Raw genomic sequence first — 21,124 nt, 5'->3', positions numbered from 1 at the left:
TGCATTTATGCAGATATTTGTTTATATTCACTTGGATTTTCTTTAACTCCCTGCATAAGCTTTTGAATTTCTGCCTCGTCCGACTTTTGAAATAGACCAATAGCGGTAAAGGTAATATCAATCTTTACACAATTATGAGAATGTTTTTTCTCAGGTTTGCGAACTTCTATGCGTTTGATTGGCTTGTTTACAATCGTAGGTGTAAGCTCCTTAATCTCTGTGAATTCCATCAAACCTTGATACAACGTTTTCGTATCAACAGTCTTTTTCTCAGCGTTACAAAGTTCTTTTTCACAATCGGAAATAAGTAATTTCAAATCCTTTTGCTCTTTTCGTATGCAACAGCCATTTTTGAATACCTATCATCAGGTAGCTTGCCGATTGCATTGTCTTCATAGATACGAGTGAAAAGCTTGTCTAGATCTGCAATACGCTTTTTGCTGATTTCAAGAGTTTGCGTTAATTCGTGAACTCTCTTTTTCTGTAATGAGCTTTGTTTGTTCTGTTGGATTATGCGGAATACTAAGCCATAGCAACAACCTCCTATTCGTTATCGTAAACAAGTGGTGTATTCAACTCCTTCACATATTTGCACAAGGGGTATCAAAATGCACACCCTAATTTTGATTTTCTTCAAAAATACGTTTGTTATTTCAAGGATATTTTGCAATCAGCTCATTATTCTATTTTGAAATTCAACAGTTATTTTCGGATTTGCTTTATGGTGTCGAGAAATTGTGATACTACATCATACAAATCACAATAAACAGAGAGAACGCTCTATAATATGTTGGAAATATATTAACTTTATGTTATCATAATTAAAATGTCGGAAAGACGGGAGGTATAGAAATGTCTGTTAGCTACAAACGTCTTTGGAAATTACTCATTGACAAAGATATGAAGAAAAAAGATTTAGAAACAAAAGCAAATATAAGCGATTACACTATCAGGAAACTAAACCGTGGTGATAATGTTACAACAGATATTTTAGTTAAAATATGTAGAGCACTAGATTGCACTGTTGATGATATTTTGGAAATTTTACCAGAAGAGCAACAAGGAAATTAAACTATGACTGACTTAAGATTATTTAGCATAAAAAAGGATGTCGTTGAATTAACACCTAAAAAAGTTTCACTCGAGAAAGAATTGCAAACACTTATTGAAAATAACTTGCAAACATTTTTTGGAGTTACTTTCTTAAAGTCGGAATATGCTATAACAAACGGAAGAATGGACAGTATTGGTATAGATGAGAATAATTGTCCTGTGATAATCGAATATAAAAGAAGTATTAATGAAAATGTTATTAATCAAGGCTTATTCTATTTGGATTGGCTTCTTGACCATAAAGCAAATTTCCAACTTCTTGTTGAAGAAGTCCTTGGTAAAGAAAAATCCGGAAATATTGACTGGAGTATGCCTTGTGTTATTTGTATTGCAAATGACTTTACGAAATTTGATGAACACGCAGTAAATCAAATGCAGAGAAATATTAAACTTGTCAAATATAGGAAATTTGATGAAGACTTAATTGCTTTAGAATTATTGAATGCGCCACAAGTGAAGCCTATAACAGACGACTACAATTCGGTTTCTAATATTAACAAAAAGCAAAAATCTATAAAAGATTTCTCTCAGTCTTTAGCTGATGCTGATGAAACGATTAAAAATCTATATGTAACTGTTCAAAACTATATTATGGCTCAGGGAGACAATATAACTGAAAATCAGTTAAAACGATATGTTGCATACAAAAAAATTAAAAATTTTTTATGTGTTGTTGTATATCAAAGTTCTGTGGTTTTATATCTAAATATCAATCCTGATGATGTAAAACTAATACCTAATTGTGTAGAAGATGTCAGAAATAAGGGTCATTGGGGAACGGGTGATCTTAGAGTATTTTTAAAAAATATTGATGATTTTGAAAAATACAAATATCTAATTGATAAATCTTATGAGGAAAATTAGGAGGATAAATATATGTCATATCAAAGTGAAGCTCAACTTGAAGAGCAACTTATAGAACAATTACAAAAACAAGATTACAGTCGTGTTATAATCTCTGATTATAATGCATTGGAACATAACTTCAGAACACAATTTGAAAAATTTAATAAAATAAAATTATGCGAGAAATCACTCTCAGACAAAGAATGGGAACGTGTTTTAAATTACGCTAACGGAAAGAGCATTTTTGAAAGTGCTAAGATATTAAGAGACAAATTTGTTTTAGAGCGTGATGATGCAACAAAAATCTATGTATCTTTTTTTGATGAAGATTATACAAAGAATATATACCAAGTAGCAAATCAAACAACAGTTGTAGGTAAATATACTAATAGATATGATGTTACTTTGCTCGTAAACGGATTACCTCTTGTACAAATAGAGTTAAAACGCAGAGGCGGCGATATTAAAGAAGCTGTCAATCAAATAATGCGATACAGAAAGCACTCTTATCAGGGATTATATCACTTTATTCAGTTGTTTGTTGTTTCAAATGGTGTTGATACTAAATACTTTGCAAATAGTGATAAAGATATTTTATATTCTCATACATTCTTTTGGACGGATGACAACAATATACGTGTAACTAACTTAAAAGACTTTTCAGTTGTATTTCTTGCTCGTGATTTGATTACAAAAATGATAAGTAAATTCACAGTGTTAAATGATACAGATAAAAATATGATGGTAATGCGTCCTTATCAAGTTTACGCAACTGAAGCACTTATCAGACAAGCAAAACTCACAAACAAAAATGCTTACATTTGGCATACAACCGGTGCAGGTAAAACGCTCACTGCGTTTAAAACTGCACAAATATTAGCGACTGATCCAAATATAAAAAAAGTAATATTCTTAGTTGACAGAAAGGACTTAGACTCACAAACCACCGAAGAGTTTAACAAGTTTGAAGCTGGCTCTGTTGATACAACAGATAGAACAGATATCTTAGTTAAACAGATGAAGGATAAGAACCGCCAGCTAATCATAACAACTATCCAAAAAATGGCAACTGCCATCAAAAAACCTCAGTATTCAAAAGTATTAGATGCATATACAGATGAAAAAGTAATCTTTATTATTGATGAATGTCATCGTTCACAGTTTGGTGATATGCATAAAGATATTGTCAGACACTTTAAAAAAGCGCAATTTTTTGGTTTTACCGGAACACCTCGTTTTGAAGTGAATGGAAAAACTGAAGGAAGAGTAATTCAGACAACAAAATCGTTATTTGGTGAATGTCTGCACACATATCTAATTAAAAACGCAATATTTGATAATAATGTTTTAGGTTTTCACGTTGAATATATCAAAACAATGGATGGCGATTACGATGAAAACGACAGCACTATGACTGAGGCAATTGATGTTGGAGAGCTTTATATGGCTGATGACAGAATGACAATGATTGCCAATCATATTGTTGAAAACCATAAAGCTAAAACAAGAAACAGGCAATACACGGCTATCTTTGCAGTATCATCTATACCTGCTCTTATTAAATACTATGACATTTTTAAGAGCATTGACCACGATTTGAATATCAGCGGTATTTTCTCTTATGGAGCAAATGAAGATTACGAAGGAAGAGATGAACATAGCAGAGATTCCTTAGAAAGAATTATTAAAGATTACAACGAGACATACAATACTAATTTTTCAACTGACACATTCAGTACTTATCACAAAGATATTAGCGACAGAGTAAAAGGCAAGAAAGCAAAGCAACTTGATATTCTGATTGTTGTAAATATGTTCTTAACAGGCTTTGACAGCAAACCTTTATCTGTTTTATATGTAGATAAAAAACTTGCTTATCACGACTTATTACAAGCTTATAGCCGTACAAATCGTGTTGAAAAAGAAACCAAGCCTTGGGGTATAATCATTTGCTACCGTAACCTTAAAAAGAACACAGATGAAGCATTGGCACTATTCTCGCAATCTGATGATACAACAGGAATACTAACTCCTGATTTCAACACATTCGTACATAAATTTAATGAACTGGTAATTAAAATTAAAGATTTAGTTCCAACACCTGCATCTATTGATATGCTAATGGACGAAAACGACCAGAAGGAATTTGTTGTGAATTTCCGTGAGCTTTCAAAATTATGGCTATCATTGCAAACCTTTATTGAATTTAAAACAGAACGTGACTCTATTGAAATGTCAGATCAGGAATTCCAAGACTACAAGAGTAAATATCTTCTTTTGTATCGTAAAACAAAGATTGACAGAGAAGTTGTTTCAGTTCTTGATGATGTGGACTTCTGCATAGAGTTGTTAGAAACAAACCGAATTAATGTTGCATATATTATGAACCTTATTCGTAATATTCATTTTGATAACGGAAAGGCTCGTACGGCTGATATTGACCACGTAAGGCACGAACTTGACCGTTCGGATAATATGCAGCTACACAAAAAAATAGACATTCTCAAAGCATTCTTGGATGAAGTTGTGTTAGGTTTAACCGGTTCAGAGGATATTGATGTAGAATACAATGAATTTGAAAACAAGAAAAAACAAGAAGAGATTGAAGAGTTTGCTAAATCAGAAAATGTTGACGTAAAAATGCTTGGAGATTTCATTTCAGAATATTCTTTCTCCGGGGTATTAAATCCCGGAGATGTGCGTGATAGCATTGAAACACCAATGCCACTGCTAAAGAAAAAATCACTTGTTACAAGAATTTGTGACTTCATCAGATTACACGTCAGCAAATATAGTATATAAAAATCAAAATATTATAAATACTCCTCTAGTTATAAGACAGAGGATATTGGAGGTAAAAATTAAATGGAAAACAGTATCCAACAACATCAAAAAGAGTTGTGCAATAAACTTTGGGCAATGGCAAATGCGTTACGTGGGAATATGGAAGCGTATGAATTTAAAAATTATATTTTAGGTATGATTTTCTACTACTATCTTTCTGACCGTACTGAAAAATATATGGCAAATCTACTTAAAGACGATAATATCAGCTATAGCGATGCTTGGAAAGATGAAGAGTACAAAGAAGCCGTAATTGAAGAATCACTTCGTGATTTAGGGTTTGTTATTGAACCTCAATTTCTTTTCCGTAACCTTGTAACAATGGTAGAAAACCGTGCATTTGATATTGAGTTTTTACAGAAGGCAATTAACTCTTTAATGGAATCAACAATAGGCAATGAAAGCCAGCAGGATTTTGAAGGTTTATTTTCTGATATGCAGCTTGACTCTACAAAGCTTGGTCATACAGTAAAAGATCGTAGTACAGTTATGTCAAAAATCATTGCTTCTTTAGATGAAATCAAATTCTCAGTTGAAGATACAAAAATCGATATTCTTGGTAATGCATATGAATACTTAATCGGTCAGTTTGCTGCAACTGCCGGTAAAAAAGCCGGTGAGTTCTATACGCCATCAGGTCCGGCAGAATTGCTTTGCCGACTTGCCTGTCTTGGGTTAACCGATGTAAAAGCCGCAGCCGATCCTACTTGCGGTTCAGGTTCTCTTTTGTTAAGACTGAAAAACTATGCTAATGTTCGTTCTTATTATGGACAAGAATTAACTTCTACAACTTATAACTTAGCACGTATGAATATGATTCTTCGTGGTATTCCATATACTAACTTTAGCATTTACAACGGTGATACACTTGAAAAAGACTATTTTGGAGAAATGAGATTCCGAGTGCAGGTTGCAAATCCACCGTATAGTGCAAAATGGTCAGCTGATGATAAATTTAACGAAGATGATCGTTTTAGTCAGTATGGTAAATTAGCCCCTAAATCAAAGGCAGATTTCGCATTTGTTCAGCATATGGTCTACCATATGGATGAAGATGGACGTGCTGTTGTTCTTCTCCCTCACGGCGTACTTTTCCGTGGTGCAGCTGAAGAAACTATTCGTAAATATTTAATCGAGAAAATGAATGTGCTTGATGCAGTTATCGGATTACCTGCAAACTTATTCTTTGGCACTGGTATTCCTGTATGTGTGCTTGTTTTAAGAAAAGACAGAGGAAGCAATACAGATAATATTTTATTTATTGACGCATCAAAAAATTTTGAAGCCGGTAAAAATCAAAACATCTTAAGAGGACAAGACATTGATAAAATTATTGATGCCTATGTAAATCGTAAAGATGTAGAAAAGTATGCTCACGTTGCTTCAATGGAAGAAATCGCTAATAATGGATTTAATCTAAATATTCCTCGTTATGTTGATACATTTGAAAAAGAGCCTGAAATTGACCTTAAAGCAGTGTCATCAGAAATTCGTTCATTACAAAAGGAAATCAAAGATATTAACACAGAATTAAAGCCATATTTTGAAGAATTATGCTTAGATTTTCCTTTTGATGAGGAGGTGTAATTTTATGAATAACGTATCCTCAAGTAATAGTCAAAAGGCTCTTGTTCCGGAACTAAGATTTCCTGAGTTTAGGGAAGAGTGGAAGAAAGAAAAATTATCTGATTTTGTAGTTAGAGTAACAAGGAAAAATAAAGATAATCAATCTAATTTGCCACTTACAATTTCTTCAAAAGACGGTCTTGTTGACCAAGTAACTTATTTCAATAAAAAGGTATCAAGTAAAGATATGTCAGGTTATTATTTATTGAAAAATGGCGAGTTTGCATATAATAGAAGCTATTCCGTTGGCTACGACTTTGGCTCTATAAAAAGACTTGATATGTATGATGAAGGTGCCTTATCGACTTTGTATATCTGTTTTGCATTGAAAAAGCATAATTCAGATTTTATAAAGACATATTTTGATTCGCTTAAATGGTACAAGGAAATTTATATGATTGCTGCTGAAGGTGCAAGAAATCACGGTTTATTGAATGTACCAACTGAAGATTTTTTTGATACAATACATACATTGCCTAAAAGTATTGACGAACAAACTAAAATTGCTGATTTTCTTACACTTTTGGAGCAACGTATTTTAAAACAAGAGAAATTAGTCAATGCTCTCAAGTTGTATAAAAGAGGTGTCGAAAATACACTTTTTGATGAAATTGAAGCTCAGAGCTGTGAATATATAGGCATTGATAATGCCGTTGATTCTATTCCAACATCAAAGCATCAAATCCCATCCTCTGAATACAAAAGTGATGGACTCTATCCCGTAATTGACCAAGGAAAACGCAAAATCGTAGCATACAGTGACGATAGTATCAAACTATATTATGATATTCCTGCAATTATTTATGGCGATCATACAACAAATATAAAATATATGGATACACCATTTATACTGGGCGGCGATGGAACAAAATTGCTTAAGCCACGTAATAACGCCAATATAAAATATCTATATTATGCACTCGCACATTATAATGTTGTACAAGAAGGTTACAAAAGACATTTTCCAATATTAAAAACAAAGTTAATTCCTGTTCCAAATAACGATACCCAAATAGTTGTTTCATCGGTACTATCAGTTATTGACAACAAAATCGAAGCTAACGAATCCTTATTGGATAAATTTAGTTTGTTAAAAAAATCATTTTTACAGAAGATGTTTATATAAACATCTTCTGTAACAGAGCTATTCGCATTTGCTTCAGTTCAGTTAATGTCATTTCAGTTTTTGACACCATATCTTCTATTTTCAAAAAGACCTTTGCAAGGCTATCTTGAATATCCTTTGGTGGTAGATTGATTGACATAGATAGCAAATCTTCCGGAGAAACTGCCATTCGTTCATAAACAGTACCCTGCTGATATTGTAGAGCCTCATTTATAAAATCATTACGTGTTAAGCAAAATCCTATAAACTCTTTGTTAAAGTTTTTATTTACTTCAAATGTTATGTATATTGGAGAAAAAATCGCATCACCGTATGTGTTTAAGCAAATAACACCGAATTTCAAATTTGCAGGATTATAGCATATGTCTCCTAATTTTGTTATTTTGTATTTTTTATCATCAGAGGACACAAGATAATCTCTGTCATATCGATTAGTTTTTTCATAAACACCTTCTTTAGAAAGTGTTGCGTGTTCGTAAGTGCCATCTTTTTCACAGTATGTTTTGCGTTCCTTCAAAATATCTGACAATTGATATTTGTGCCACTCGCTATTTTTTGAAAGTGAAAGTTTGTTGTCAAAAATTTGGTTTATCAATCCTCTTTTATACAACTTTAAGCCTTTAATCAAGTCTTCTTGTTTGCTTATTTTTGCATCTAAAAGCTCCAACAAATTCACTATTCGTAACTGTTCAGCAGAACTTGGAAAATTGATTGCTATCTTGCTTATTTCTTTTGCTTGTATATGAACAACAGATTTTCCTTGTGCTATTTTTGCGATACTTTTATTTGCGACGTGGTTAATAAGATAACTTAAAAATCTACCATCGATGTTACTGGAGCGAAGAATATTTAAGTCGCCAGCAAGAATTACGTCTGGGATCATCACACAAGCTGAAGTAGCTATTTCTTCTGGTGTTTCACCAGAGGTTGGGATTATTACATCACCAACTTTGCTATAACATTCTTCTGATACAGCTTTGTTGGTTTTTCGCTTTATATCGTAAATAACATCACCATAAGTAGTATATAGTTCGCCATACAAAATAAATGGTGTTCCGTTTTCAGTAATATCCGCTTTGGATAATCCGGCTCCCTTAGTGAAAGAGCCAATGTTTCCTATTAAATCTGTCTTCCAAGTATCTGTAAATTCAGGAAATCTGAGTTCAGGCACAAGAGCCTTTTGACTATTACTTGAGGAATATTAATATTGAATTTTACACCTTCCTTTACCATTTAGTGGGAGGTGGTCTTTATGACTGAAAATACACAATTTAAGGCGCTTGTTAATCAATGGTTAAAAATAAAGCAGCCAATGATAACAGCGTCAACTCACGCAAATTTTACACTTATTGCGGAGAATCATTTAATCCCACGTTTGGGGAAAAAGAAAATCGGTTCTATAAAAGAATCCGATATTCAAGATTACATCTTGTATCTTTATGAAAAAGGTCGCATAGATAAGAAAGGAGGGCTAACTGTAAAAACAATTCGCGACATTGTTTTAGTAATGAGATTGGCTTTACTTTACGCATATAAAGAAAAAGCAATTTCATTGTTAAATTGGGACTTAATTGAATATCCAAAAGACATTCAAGCTAATCGTGTCATTTCTTTATCAAAAGATGAAGAGCAAGAATTAATCCAATGTATATATCTTTATTTGAATAGAAAAACAGCGGGCATACTCATTGCTTTAATGACCGGTTTGAGAATTGGTGAATTATGCGGATTACAAATGAAAGACATTTCTTTAAGTGATAATGTAATCACTGTAAACAGAACTGTTCAAAGGATTTATGACAAGAAAAAAGGATCATCATATATCAATGTTGGTCCGCCGAAAACATTAAGTTCTGCTAGGACTGTTCCCATTCCATCATTATTAGGAAACATTATAAAGAGATTTTATACAGATAATCCTAACCATTATTTCCTAACAGGCAAAACAAAACCAACAGAGCCTAGAACTTACAGACAGTATTTTGCAAGGTTTCTGAAAAGAAACAATCTTAAAAGCGTTAAGTTTCACGAGATAAGGCATACGTTTGCAATTAGAGCGATTGAAATTCCTGAATTTGATATTAAATCATTATCAGAGATTATGGGACATAAAAATGTGTCATTTACATTGAATGTATACGGAAGAGCTAATCTGAAACAAAAAATTATTTGTATGAATTTACTTAATGATTTGTTGTAGAAATGTAAACGGGTATTAGGGTGCCCCCTAACGAGATTTGTACCGTTTTACGACTTTGGAGTATAAATGGTCTGCTCGCTAAGATTGCACAGTTAAAAAGGCGGGAGCAGTTTGGAGTGAACCCAATTTCTTGGACACTGTAATTTACAGACATGATAAGGCTTGATTCCTTGCCTGGCAAGGATTTGGTCAGTGTCTGTTTTACCCTTGCAATGCCGATTTTAATGTGTTTTTAGAATACATCCTTATAAACACTCAGCAAATACACAAGAGTTTTTCTTTTTACATATATTTTCTTAGAAAGCGCAGAACATTGCGATATGCAATATCTTTGATTTCTTCATTTGTAAACCCTACACGCTGTAATGCTTTGATGAAATTCTGCGCCTGGGAAGGACCATACATATTATGTTCCTCACCATCGTTATAATACTCACCGAAGTCAAATCCACAAGCAACATGTTTTACTCCAACAAGATCAGCTACGTACTTTGCATGTTTTGCTAGATGTAGTGCATCTTGTTTTTGTTGTTCTGTATGAATAAATGAACAACATGCATTCATACCAATTAAGCCATCTTTACTTGCAATAGCACGAATCTGTTGATCTGTAAGGTTTCTTTCCACAAAACAACGACCCTTCGCATTTGAGTGGGTAGCGATTATCGGTTGCGTTGAACAGGATAGAATATCCCAAAATGTCTTCTCATTTGCATGAGATACATCCACAATCATATGTAATTCATTCATCTTTGCAATTGCTTGTTTACCAAGGTCTGTTAATCCTCTTGTAGGATCTCCTGAGTTACCTGTCGCCAGTGCGTTTTGATCATTCCAGCATAGAGAGCCAATACGATTACCCTCGTCGTATAACCATTGAATCTTCTCTTCTACATCTTCATGAATTCCACACATTCCCTCAATCGTCATTAAGAAAGCTGTATCCTGTTGTTCATCATCTAAATCATTCTTGGTATAGATAACTTTATATCCAGAGGCAATAATATCATTCTTCACCTTTGCGACAACATCTTGCATCTCTTGCCAGCTCTCCGTCCCTACAAAGAAACTAGCTGCAGAAGTATATGCAATCTGTCCTTGTTTAAATCGAGTACTCCAATCTTTCTTTAAGATGGATGTTTTACCATCTGTGTAGAATGGTTTAATCGCTTCTGCTAAGTCCGCATGTAAATCAAAGATTTTCATAGTCTTTCCCCTTATTGATATCGTATAAAATCTTCATTCCCTTATATGCTATATCCGCATCATACGCATTAATTTCATCTGTTTCATTTGCAATAATCTTACCTAAACCACCTGTCGCAATCACCATGCATGATGGATCGTTAAGTTCCTTTTTCATTGTTTTAATGATATATTCTACAGAACCAATGTATCCATATACAACACCTGCCTGCATACCTTCGATTGTATTTGTACCGAGTACAGACTTTGGTTTTACAATCTCAATTTCTGGTAACTTAGCCGTCATAGAAGTTAATGCATTCAGACTAATACCTAAACCTGGCTGAATTACAACATAGCGGAAGACACCATTTCGATCAATGTAGTCATATGTCGTTGCTGTACCAAAGTCTACAATAATGCATGAACGATGAAACGTATTCCATGCATAAGTTGTATTTACAATACGGTCTGCACCAATTGATCTTGGTGCCTCAGTATCAAGTTTGATATCCATATGCATCTCATTGGTTACAATCATTGGTTTTTGATGTAAGTATTTAATCACCGCAGAAGTCAAAGAATACATTAGTTTTGGTACTACGGAAGAAATGATAATGCCAGTAATATCCGAAGCTTTTAACTGTAATGTATTTAAGAATGTTGTAATGAAGAAACCATACTCATCACTAGTACGTGTGGTTTGTGTCATGAGACGATAACGACCAATAATCTTTTCTCCATCAAGAATTCCCATGGAAATATTTGTATTTCCAACATCAATTGTTAATAACATAGTTGTCCTCACTTCTTTAGGCAATGACGCAGTATTTCTTTCGCTGTTTCATCTTTGGATAATAATCCTAAATCTTCTACACTTGTTGGTGAAATAATTTTGACAATATTTGTGTCTACACCAAAACCAGCACCAGGTTCACGAATACTATTTGCGATAATGTAATTTGCATTCTTTTCTTGTAGCTTCTTTGCGGCATTTTCTAATAAATTCTCTGTTTCCATCGCAAAGCCAATCACTACCTGGTCTTCACGCTTCTTCTGTCCGATTGTTAGAAGAATATCCTGTGTACGTTTAAGAACGATGGATAAATCACCATCTGTCTTTTTAATTTTCTGTTCTGCCTTTTCAATTGGTGTATAATCCGCAACTGCCGCAGACATGATTACAACATCAGCGTTTTCGAAATTATCAATAACACTCTTAGCCATATCGGCTGCGCTTGTTACATTTACAACATCAACACCATATGGTTTAGGTAGGTTTGTCTTACCAGAAATCAGTGTTACCCTAGCACCTGCATTACGAGCTTCTTTTGCTAATGCATAACCCATTTTTCCGGTTGAATGATTTGTAATATACCGTACAGGATCAATCTCTTCTTGCGTTGCACCTGCAGTAATCACAACATTTCTTCCATTTAGATATCGGTCTGTTTCTATAAGAGATGCAATCGCATCTTCGATCTCTTCTGGTTCTGGTAAACGTCCTGCACCTACATCACCGCAAGCAAGATATCCAGCACCACTGCACATAATATGCATACCGTATTTTTGGCATGTCGCAATGTTATCCTGCGTGATTGGATTATTTAACATATTTGTATTCATTGCAGGAACGATTAACTTTGGGCATGTCGCCGCCAAGAATGTAGTTGTTAACATATCATCTGCTAAACCATGCGCAATCTTCGCAATAATATTTGCAGTAGCTGGAGCCACGATGAATAAATCAGCTTTCTTCGCCAGTGAGATATGATGAACATCTGGTGTATAATCCACTGTGAACATATCTGTAATGACCTTTTGATTGCTGAGTGTTTGGAATGTTAGAGGCGTTACAAACTTCTCTGCCTCCTTTGTCATAATGACATGCACTTCATTTCCCTGCTTTTTCAGTGAGGAAACTAACTGACAAATTTTATATGCAGCAATCCCTGCTGTTACTCCTACGACAATACACTTATTTTTCATATACTCTACCTTCTTGTAAATATTATAACACGCAAAATATGCTAATATTAGTGGCAGAGGTATATGAAATATGACGAATCCACATACATTTTTAGTAGTATCCGATATTCATGGTGCTCTTTCAGGCGCAAAAGCGATGGAAGAAGCCTTCTCATATCATCACGCAGATAAGATTTTATGCCTAGGAGATATTCTATATCACGGCCCAAGAAATGACTTGCCAAGCGACTATGCCCCAAAAGAAGTCATTTCAATCATGAATGCATTCAGAGATAAAATCATTGCAGTACGAGGTAACTGTGATGCAGAAGTAGACCAAATGGTCCTAAACTTCCCAATTACAGCTGATTACAACGTACTCTTTCATGGAACACATCAAATCTTCATGTCACACGGCCATATCTTTGGTCCAAATAATCTACCTGCTCTAAGTGCTGGAGATAGTTTCCTATCAGGACACACACATATTCCTACTGCTAATGAAAAAGATGGAATCCTTCTTTTAAATCCAGGATCAATCTCATTACCAAAAGAAAACCATCCCAGAACCTATGCTATTATCAATGATGATGGCTTTACAGTTTATACACTAGACCATAAACAATACATGCATACAGATTGGCTCTGAATCATGTATAATAAAGAAAAGAAAGTTGAGGGTTAATCATGTCTACACCACATAACAGTGCCGAAAAAGGCCAGTTCGCAAAAACAGTCTTAATGCCAGGTGATCCACTTCGTGCGAAGTTCATCGCTGAAACATTCTTGGAAAATCCAGTATTAGTTAACAACGTACGCGGTATTCAAGGATATACAGGCACTTGGAAAGGTAAGCCTGTATCCGTTATGGCATCAGGAATGGGAATGCCATCTATCGGTATCTACTCTTATGAGTTATTTACTGAATACGATGTAGATAACATTATTCGTATCGGTTCTGCTGGTGCTTACCAACCAGAATTAAAATTATTTGATGTAATTCTAGCAAGTGCGGCTTATTCCGACTCTTCATTCGCAAGAGAACAATGCGGAAATACAAGCGATACAATCAAGCCATCTGCTGAATTAAATGAAAAGATTAAGAAGGCTGCAGAAAATCTTGGAATGAAGATTACTGAAGGTTTAATTCATTCATCTGACGTATTCTATCGCGAAAAGAATGTTACATACCTACCAAAGGTAGTAGACGAACTACATTGCTTAGCTGTTGAAATGGAAAGTTTTGCTCTATTTTCAAACGCTAATGTTTTAGGAAAGAACGCAGCTTGCTTACTAACAATTTCTGATAGCTTTGTATCACCAGAAATCACAACTGCTGAACAACGTCAAACAGCCTTCACAGATATGATGAAGATTGCTTTAGACGCTGCAATCGCTGACTAAATTATAAAAGTGAACCTATTGGTTCACTTTTTAATTGCACTATTTAATACTTCCTCATTATTTGGAAACTCTTCTAGGAATGTATCCTTCACTACCTGACACAAACCAGCAATTTCTTTTGAATATCCTAATCGCTTTGGTAAGCGTACAAAGATATTTGTGATTTCATCTGCTACATTTCCAACAACCACATGTTCATCACGCTTTCCCATTCCAAAAAAGTATGATTTCGAATTATTCTTTTTACTTAAGCGAATGTAGGTTCTAGCCAGATGTTTCCACTCTGCAGTTAGATATTCGGATTGTTCATCATTTATCGCTAACTCTTGAAGGAATAATTGATATTCCTGCTTTTTCTTTGCGAGTGCATAGCTTCCAAACCTTTCATCTGCCATCACCTTCATCATCAAACATGCATGCATAAAGTAATCAGCGGGCTTTCTTAACTTTGGATTTCCATAACGCTTCATTAAAACTTGCAGCATACCCTTTGCTACTTCATCTTCATTATGATTATTTTGGTATTCTTGAAGTAATATATAACGTTCGTAACTATTGTCTAGAAAATAGTATTTTTCTTTTAGCTCATTCATTTCCATATCAGTATTATACCCGAGAATAAACATATAAAAAAGCGGAAGCCATTTCTGGTTTCCGCAAATTGAATTACTTCTTTTGAACGTACTTTAAGCAGTCCAATGTTACCGCAGCTAGGATGATGAGACCTTCGAATACGAACTGAAGGTTTGTATCAATACCTAAGATTGTTAAGGAGTATGTTAACGCTGTAAAGATTGTTACACCGACAACAACACCAGAAATCTTACCGATACCACCAGAGAAGGATACACCACCTACTACGCAGGCAGCGATAGCGTCCATATCCCAACCCTGACCATACGCAGCAGAACCAGAACCTACCATTCGGTTACATTCTAACCATGCACCAAATCCATAGAGTACACCAGCCATAGCGAATGCCATGATTGTTACTTTGAATACATCGATACCTGATACAGCAGCAGCTTCTGGGTTTCCACCTACTGCATATAGGTTCTTACCAAATGTTGTCTTATTCCAAATAAACCATACAACAACTACAGCTGTAGCTGCCCATAAGATGATTGTTGGGAAGTTGCCAATCTTTGGAATAATCATTGCTGGGATTTCATTTTCGATAGCACCGAAGGATACACCCTTTGTCGCATATGTAACCATACCGAAGATGATTAACATGTTAGACATAGAAGAAATAAATGGATGCATCTTATACTTCGCCTTGAAGAAACCAGCAATGGAAGTAAAGATTGTACATAAGATAATACACACAAGCAATGCCAACACTGCTTTTGCACCAACTGGAAGGCTTGTGAAGTCAAATACTTTACCAAACACCGCACCAGTGTTGATGCCCTTGTGCATGATAATTGTTGAAGCTACCATACCCATACCCACCATACGTCCAATGGATAAGTCAGTACCTGCAAGCATTATCACGCCAGCTACACCTAATGCCAAGAACATTCTTGGAGATGCCTGCTGTAAGATATTTAAGATGTTATTGACTGTGAATAAAGGAGTCTTCTTAATAATTGGAGTTACGATACCTAAGCCAATAAATACAAGAATAATGACTAGATATAGACCATTACGTAATAACCAATCCTTGCGGTTGAATGTATATAAGTAATGTTCAATCTTCTGTGCCTGTGTTTCAGCAAAGCTGAACTTAGACATCTTCAATAGGTCAATTAAGTGATAACGTTGAATAAATGCCTCGTGTTTACGATCCTTAATTGCTTGTAATTCCTTTTGGTATGTTAGTTTCGCATCAAAGACTTTATTCTTATATACATACTTTTCATCTTTGATTTCTTGTTTTGCATCAGCGTCATTACCAGTAATCTTAGAAAGATTCTGTGCGTGAACATTCTTTAGTTCAGCTAAAAGATCGCTATATCTCTTTGCGGCAAGAGTTTTTTCTGCAGCGCAACTTGCTACAACCTTTGAATAGTATTCCTTTTCAAAATGTTGATTTAAATAAGTAACGCCTTCATTGATTAACTTATCTACAGCTGGCTTATTTGCTTTTTCAACTTGTTGAGCAGCTTCTAAAGCCTTCTTAGCTTCAGCGATACGGTTTTCCTTTTCACCCTTTGATAAGCTCTTATCGTTCTTTGTCATCTGAATTACGTTTAGTAACTCAACAGTCTTATCTGTTCCATCCTTACGTAATTCATCGATTTGTGCTTGAATCTTACCTACGTGGTCCGTAATTGGTTTTAGTAGGCTTTCTTCCTGATCAACAGAGAGAATCTCTGCCCCTAATTTTTCGTTATTTTGACTCATGTCTAACCCCTCCGATTACAAATACATTGCGCTGAGTCTCAGGAGTTCTTCCTGATTTGTCTCTTTTGTATTAACGATTCCGGCAAGACGCCCATTGGACATAACACCGATTCGATTTGTGATACCGAGAATCTCTGGCATTTCAGATGAACATACAATAATTGTCTTACCCATCTTCGCCATCTTGATAATTAAGTCATAGATCTCGTATTTTGCACCAACATCGATACCACGAGTTGGCTCATCCATCATAAATACCTTTGGATTTCTTTCTAACCACTTACCAAAGATGATCTTCTGTTGGTTACCACCAGATAGTGATGTAATCGCATCATCTGGTCCCATACACTTTGTATGCATTAAGGCAATTTCTTTCACAGTTGCCTTCTTCATCTTCTCATCAGACACAACGATACCATTCTTATAGTGATCCATATTTGCAATACAAGTATTGAAAGTTAAGTCACTCTTTAAGAATAAACCGTTTGCCTTTCTTTCTTCGGTAATCATAGCGAATCCATTGTCCATGGCTTCTTTTGCACTATCGAAGTTCATGAGCTTGCCATTGTAATAAACACGACCTGCTGCTCTAGTACGAACACCAAAGATTGTTTCCATTAACTCTGTACGTCCAGCACCTACCAGACCATACAAACCGAAGATTTCGCCTTCCTTAACATCGAAACTAACGTCATCGAGGTAAGGAGCAAACTTCGTAGAAAGATCTTTGACAGAAAGAATCGTTTCACCTGGTGTGTTATCAACCGGTGGGAAACGGTTATCAAGAGAACGTCCAACCATGGCCGCAATCAAGTCATTCATATTTGTGTCGGTAACATCTTTTGTCATGATCATCTTACCATCACGCAATACAGACACCTGATCACATATATCAAAAATTTCATCCATCTTATGAGAAATATAGATAATGGAAATACCCTGACTACGTAGTTTACGCATCATCTGGAATAATTTCTTAACTTCTGGTTCAGTTAATGATGATGTTGGTTCATCCAAAACGATAATCTTTGAATGATAAGAAATAGCCTTTGCAATTTCGCACATCTGACGAGCAGATACGGACATCGTACGCATAGGCTGCGTCAAATTGACTGTAATACCTAAGCTACGGAATAACTCAGAAGCTTCCTTCTTCATTCTTCCTTCATCAACAACACCTAAAGAATTTACTGGATAACGTCCTAAGAATAGGTTATCAATAACACTACGCTCTAAGCACTGATTAAGTTCTTGGTGAACCATCGCAATACCATTTTCAAGTGCATCCTTTGGACCAGTAAAACTTACTTCTTTTCCATCTAGGAAGATACTTCCTTCATCTTTTTGATATGTACCGAACAAACACTTCATCATAGTGGATTTACCGGCACCATTTTCACCCATGAGACCCATAATTGAGCCGGGTTTCACATCTAAATTGATGTGATCAAGTACTCTGTTTCTGCCGAATGATTTCGACATGCCCTTTATCGACAAGATTAAATTGTCATTTCTTTCTGACATAATTGATTTACCCCTGTTTAACTAAAAATCATAAGCAGTATGGTTAACTACAAACTACTTAGAAAGAGGCTACCAGGTTTTCAAAAGCCTACCTGCTAGCCTCTTAGAAAATCTTACTGAATTACTTTAAGAGTGAAGTATATGATGTAGCGTTGTCTGTCTTAACCATGTTAATAGCATACGCATCATATTGACTTGGGTTTCCTAAACGGTTTGTGATATTAGATTCTGTCTGACCATCACCACCGATATATTCAACATCCAAGTGTAGTAAATCATCATACTTTTCAAGTAATGGCTGGTATGTTGAGCTTAAGAAGTTATCGGAAGCGTTATAAATGTTCAACCAAACCTTCTTAGTGTCGCTCTTAACTTCCTTAGATACTGGTTCAAATGTCTTAGTAGCATCCATGAAGTCCTTGTAGTTATCAGCTGTAACAGCAAGGTTCAATGCATAGAATGAACGATCTGCTTCGTTGTATACGTAGTCAACGCCTTCTTTAAGAACGTTTCCAGCTTCGTCAGCTGTAGCGATACCTGTCTTGATATCAACACCATCTAAAGCGTTACGTAATACTCTTAATGTTAAGTAAGCCTGAACGTCAGCATGCTGAGAAATTGTTCCGCCGTAACCTTCAGCGATAGCAGCTACTGCATCACTGTTAGCATCGTAACCGAATGTAGCAACCTTCTTATCCTTAGCCCATGCTGTGAACATTGACATACCCATACCATCGTTATTAGAAATAACTAAGTCAATTTCATCACCAAATGAAGCTGACCATGTACCGATAGCATTACCTGCAGTAGCAGCATCCCATGTAGCACCTGCAGAGTTCTTCATTTCCTGAGAAGCAAGTTCGCGAACCTTGAAGTCGCCAACCTTACCATCCTTAACAACTGTAGCGGAACCATCTGTGTTTGTTCCTGCTGGAGTAGCATCGATTGTGCCATCCTTTTCAACAGCTGTACCTAGAGCCTTACGAACACCTCTTGTACGAGCGATAGAGTCGTTGTGTCCAACGTCACCGATAGCTAATACATAACCGATAACACCATCACCGTTACGGTCGATGATATCCTTGTGAGCTGCGATGTAATCAGCAACCATCTTACCCTGTAATTCTGCACCCTGGTTAGCATCGAAACCTACATAGTAAGTATCCTTGTTGAAGTTTAATGCTTCTTTATCTAACTCACCTGTTGTACTGTTAGATGGCTGACGGTTGTACCATACTAATGGCTTATCAGCGTTTGAAACTGTTGATTCTGTGCTTGAGCTTCCGCCTGTGCTGCTTGTCTTAGGACCACAACCAACAAGTGATAGTGCTAAAACTGCAGAAGTCATAACCGCAAATAATTTCTTCATAAAAGTTTTCTTTCCTCCCCTGAATTATTTGGCTTTGAAACTGTGGAAAGCGCTTTCGCGTTTCCGATGAAAAAATAATATCACCATGCAAATTGACCGTCAACGCATATCCTCTTTATAAAATCTTAAGAATTTGATATCTCCATCTTTAATTTTACGTTGTTCGGAAACTATAAAATGTAAAAAAGTGGCTATAGATAGACACTTTTCAAACTATTTAATTTTATGCAATTGTCATTTTTATTTATTATTTATTTTATTCATTACCAATTAGTACAAATAAAATAATAAAAATTATCAATTTTATTTGTGAATTTTTTATTTTATTTGAAAATTACACTATAATCAAATCTTTTCAAAACGGTATTTTTGTCGTATTTCTGGGTACTTTTCGTGATCTACTTTCCCCATGAACATCTCATACGGTCTAACGTATAATCCCTTATCTCCATATAAAGCTCGGTATACAACCATCTTCTCACGTGTTTCAGAGTGTATGGCCTCTCCAATATATTCGTATAGATATTCAAATCCATCTTTTTCAACTGTCTCTCTTTTAAAATGTTGGATGATATCACCTTGCACGAAAGTTCTCATATGTTTTCTCCCTTATTAATATATAGCATATCGAAAAGCTTATAATTAAATAAACTCTAACATAAAAACTGAGCTATCTCAGCGGATAACTCAGTCTTATTTATTTTATTGTTTGGATAAATCAATGTGTACAATATACACATCACCCTTATGTTCATTGCCTTGTTTATCTGTATAAATATCCTGTGTTGTAATTGCTACCTTTGTTATACCTTCAGGAATTTCAAATAGTAGAACACCTTCTTTAGATTCTCCAGGAGCCAATGTATATTCCTTTTCAAACTCTTCATTGAAGATGGCTTCCTTATCATAATAAGAATGAGGTCCTTCTGCACCTTTGTCATCAGCACTTGTTGGTTCCCATTCAATAATAAGGTCTGATGAGAACATTGTAATATCCTTATTAAATGTATTTTCGATATTTAGCTTAACACCAACAAATTGTTTTCCAGCTTCTGGTTTAATCCCATTAATATCTGTTGAAGATAAATAATCTTCAACCGTGAAGTCAAAGAACATTGTTTGAACTGTATCTCCAACTTCATATTCATGGTAGCTATCGTCTGTTCCTGTTGTTGTATTGTTTTCTGTACCTCCATTGTTTTCTGTACCTCCATTGTTTTCATTAACAATGTCAGATAATGTTTTTCTTGTGCAACCAGCAGATCCAAATGTAACTGCTAACGCTAACAATAATACACTTAATTTCTTCATTCTATTTTTCTCCTGTTTCCCCAATTGAAACTATGCAAACTATTGCATCTGTATATATTATACCAAGAACTATGCCATAAAATATAGTAAAAAGAGTAAAAACTCTTTGTCAAAAACAATAAAAAAATACTAAAATATATAGATTTTTATGCAAAAAAAGTGAAAAAGACATAAAAAAAAGCCCCTGACTTCGGACTAATAAGTTAATGGAGCGACAACCCCACTTTATCCATATAAAGTACTCTAACTAACTTATGAT

Annotated in this window: 19 protein-coding genes; 8 read left to right on the top strand and 11 right to left on the bottom strand. The window is 35.1% G+C overall.

The genetic code is table 11. From position 1 onward, the window contains the following. Positions 1-5 precede the first annotated feature (5 nt). Positions 6-317, bottom strand: a complete 312-nt coding sequence (locus tag RYK16_RS07170) for a DUF4368 domain-containing protein (protein WP_314851587.1) — start codon at positions 315-317, stop codon at positions 6-8. 535 nt (positions 318-852) lie between these two features. On the opposite strand from RYK16_RS07170, the gene RYK16_RS07165 reads away from it, so the two are divergent. From RYK16_RS07165 to RYK16_RS07145, 5 genes are all read left to right on the top strand, one after another. Next, positions 853-1,071 carry a helix-turn-helix transcriptional regulator gene (locus RYK16_RS07165; protein ID WP_314851586.1) on the top strand — a complete coding sequence of 73 codons (219 nt, stop codon included), beginning with the start codon at positions 853-855 and terminating at the stop codon, positions 1,069-1,071. 3 nt (positions 1,072-1,074) lie between these two features. Further along, the gene (locus tag RYK16_RS07160) at positions 1,075-1,977 is read left to right on the top strand and encodes a DUF5655 domain-containing protein (protein WP_314851585.1); all 903 of its coding nucleotides are present in this window, start codon (positions 1,075-1,077) and stop codon (positions 1,975-1,977) included. A 12-nt stretch (positions 1,978-1,989) separates the two neighbouring features. Beyond that, the gene (locus RYK16_RS07155; RefSeq protein ID WP_314851584.1) at positions 1,990-4,761 is read left to right on the top strand and encodes a type I restriction endonuclease subunit R; all 2,772 of its coding nucleotides are present in this window, start codon (positions 1,990-1,992) and stop codon (positions 4,759-4,761) included. A 63-nt stretch (positions 4,762-4,824) separates the two neighbouring features. Further along, positions 4,825-6,390, top strand: coding sequence for a type I restriction-modification system subunit M (locus RYK16_RS07150; protein WP_314851583.1), 1,566 nt, complete (start codon positions 4,825-4,827; stop codon positions 6,388-6,390). 4 nt (positions 6,391-6,394) lie between these two features. Beyond that, positions 6,395-7,555, top strand: a complete 1,161-nt coding sequence (locus RYK16_RS07145) for a hypothetical protein (RefSeq protein WP_314851582.1) — start codon at positions 6,395-6,397, stop codon at positions 7,553-7,555. On the opposite strand, the gene RYK16_RS07140 is transcribed toward RYK16_RS07145, so the two are convergent. Then, the gene (locus RYK16_RS07140) at positions 7,548-8,726 is read right to left on the bottom strand and encodes a restriction endonuclease subunit S (protein WP_314851581.1); all 1,179 of its coding nucleotides are present in this window, start codon (positions 8,724-8,726) and stop codon (positions 7,548-7,550) included. The two genes, RYK16_RS07145 and RYK16_RS07140, sit on opposite strands and share 8 nt — an antisense overlap. An 81-nt stretch (positions 8,727-8,807) precedes the next feature. Between RYK16_RS07140 and RYK16_RS07135 the strand changes: the two genes are divergently transcribed. Beyond that, a complete protein-coding gene (locus RYK16_RS07135; RefSeq protein WP_314851580.1) occupies positions 8,808-9,755 on the top strand; it encodes a tyrosine-type recombinase/integrase in 948 nt (315 codons plus the stop codon). A gap of 282 nt (positions 9,756-10,037) precedes the next feature. Here RYK16_RS07135 and RYK16_RS07130 read toward each other — a convergent pair whose 3' ends face one another. The 3 genes from RYK16_RS07130 to coaBC are packed head-to-tail and all read right to left on the bottom strand — an operon-like array spanning position 10,038 to position 12,929. Continuing rightward, a complete protein-coding gene (locus RYK16_RS07130; protein ID WP_314851579.1) occupies positions 10,038-10,961 on the bottom strand; it encodes a membrane dipeptidase in 924 nt (307 codons plus the stop codon). Further along, complete coding sequence (locus RYK16_RS07125; protein WP_314851578.1) at positions 10,948-11,736, bottom strand: type III pantothenate kinase; 789 nt, start codon at positions 11,734-11,736, stop codon at positions 10,948-10,950. Before RYK16_RS07125 ends, RYK16_RS07130 begins: the two co-directional genes overlap by 14 nt. A gap of 8 nt (positions 11,737-11,744) precedes the next feature. Further along, the gene (coaBC, locus tag RYK16_RS07120; protein ID WP_314851577.1) at positions 11,745-12,929 is read right to left on the bottom strand and encodes a bifunctional phosphopantothenoylcysteine decarboxylase/phosphopantothenate--cysteine ligase CoaBC; all 1,185 of its coding nucleotides are present in this window, start codon (positions 12,927-12,929) and stop codon (positions 11,745-11,747) included. 70 nt (positions 12,930-12,999) lie between these two features. On the opposite strand from coaBC, the gene yfcE reads away from it, so the two are divergent. Both yfcE and deoD read left to right on the top strand, forming a co-directional pair. Further along, the gene (yfcE, locus tag RYK16_RS07115) at positions 13,000-13,557 is read left to right on the top strand and encodes a phosphodiesterase (RefSeq protein WP_314851576.1); all 558 of its coding nucleotides are present in this window, start codon (positions 13,000-13,002) and stop codon (positions 13,555-13,557) included. A 38-nt stretch (positions 13,558-13,595) separates the two neighbouring features. Beyond that, positions 13,596-14,312, top strand: coding sequence for a purine-nucleoside phosphorylase (gene deoD / locus RYK16_RS07110; RefSeq protein ID WP_314851574.1), 717 nt, complete (start codon positions 13,596-13,598; stop codon positions 14,310-14,312). A 23-nt stretch (positions 14,313-14,335) separates the two neighbouring features. Here deoD and RYK16_RS07105 read toward each other — a convergent pair whose 3' ends face one another. The 6 genes from RYK16_RS07105 to RYK16_RS07080 form a co-directional block, all read right to left on the bottom strand. Continuing rightward, entirely contained in the window at positions 14,336-14,911 is a 576-nt protein-coding gene (locus RYK16_RS07105; RefSeq protein ID WP_314851573.1) for a DUF6553 family protein, read from the bottom strand. Between the two features lie 67 nt (positions 14,912-14,978). Next, positions 14,979-16,661 carry an ABC transporter permease subunit gene (locus RYK16_RS07100; RefSeq protein WP_314851572.1) on the bottom strand — a complete coding sequence of 561 codons (1,683 nt, stop codon included), beginning with the start codon at positions 16,659-16,661 and terminating at the stop codon, positions 14,979-14,981. A 15-nt stretch (positions 16,662-16,676) separates the two neighbouring features. Next, the gene (locus RYK16_RS07095) at positions 16,677-18,185 is read right to left on the bottom strand and encodes a sugar ABC transporter ATP-binding protein (RefSeq protein ID WP_294023036.1); all 1,509 of its coding nucleotides are present in this window, start codon (positions 18,183-18,185) and stop codon (positions 16,677-16,679) included. A gap of 121 nt (positions 18,186-18,306) precedes the next feature. Further along, positions 18,307-19,554 (bottom strand): substrate-binding domain-containing protein, encoded by a 1,248-nt coding sequence (locus RYK16_RS07090; protein WP_314851571.1) that lies wholly within the window; start codon positions 19,552-19,554, stop codon positions 18,307-18,309. Positions 19,555-19,899: 345 nt separating this feature from the next. Next, positions 19,900-20,151, bottom strand: a complete 252-nt coding sequence (locus RYK16_RS07085) for a DUF1653 domain-containing protein (protein ID WP_314851570.1) — start codon at positions 20,149-20,151, stop codon at positions 19,900-19,902. 105 nt (positions 20,152-20,256) lie between these two features. After that, positions 20,257-20,865: a DUF4352 domain-containing protein gene (locus tag RYK16_RS07080; RefSeq protein WP_314851569.1), complete on the bottom strand. Its 609-nt coding sequence runs from the start codon at positions 20,863-20,865 to the stop codon at positions 20,257-20,259. Positions 20,866-21,124: the final 259 nt, after the last annotated feature.

The organism is uncultured Solobacterium sp. (assembly GCF_963550625.1).
In the GTDB taxonomy this organism is placed as follows: Bacteria; Bacillota_I; Bacilli_A; order Erysipelotrichales; family Erysipelotrichaceae; genus Bulleidia.
This window is presented reverse-complemented; position numbering and strand designations above follow the sequence as displayed.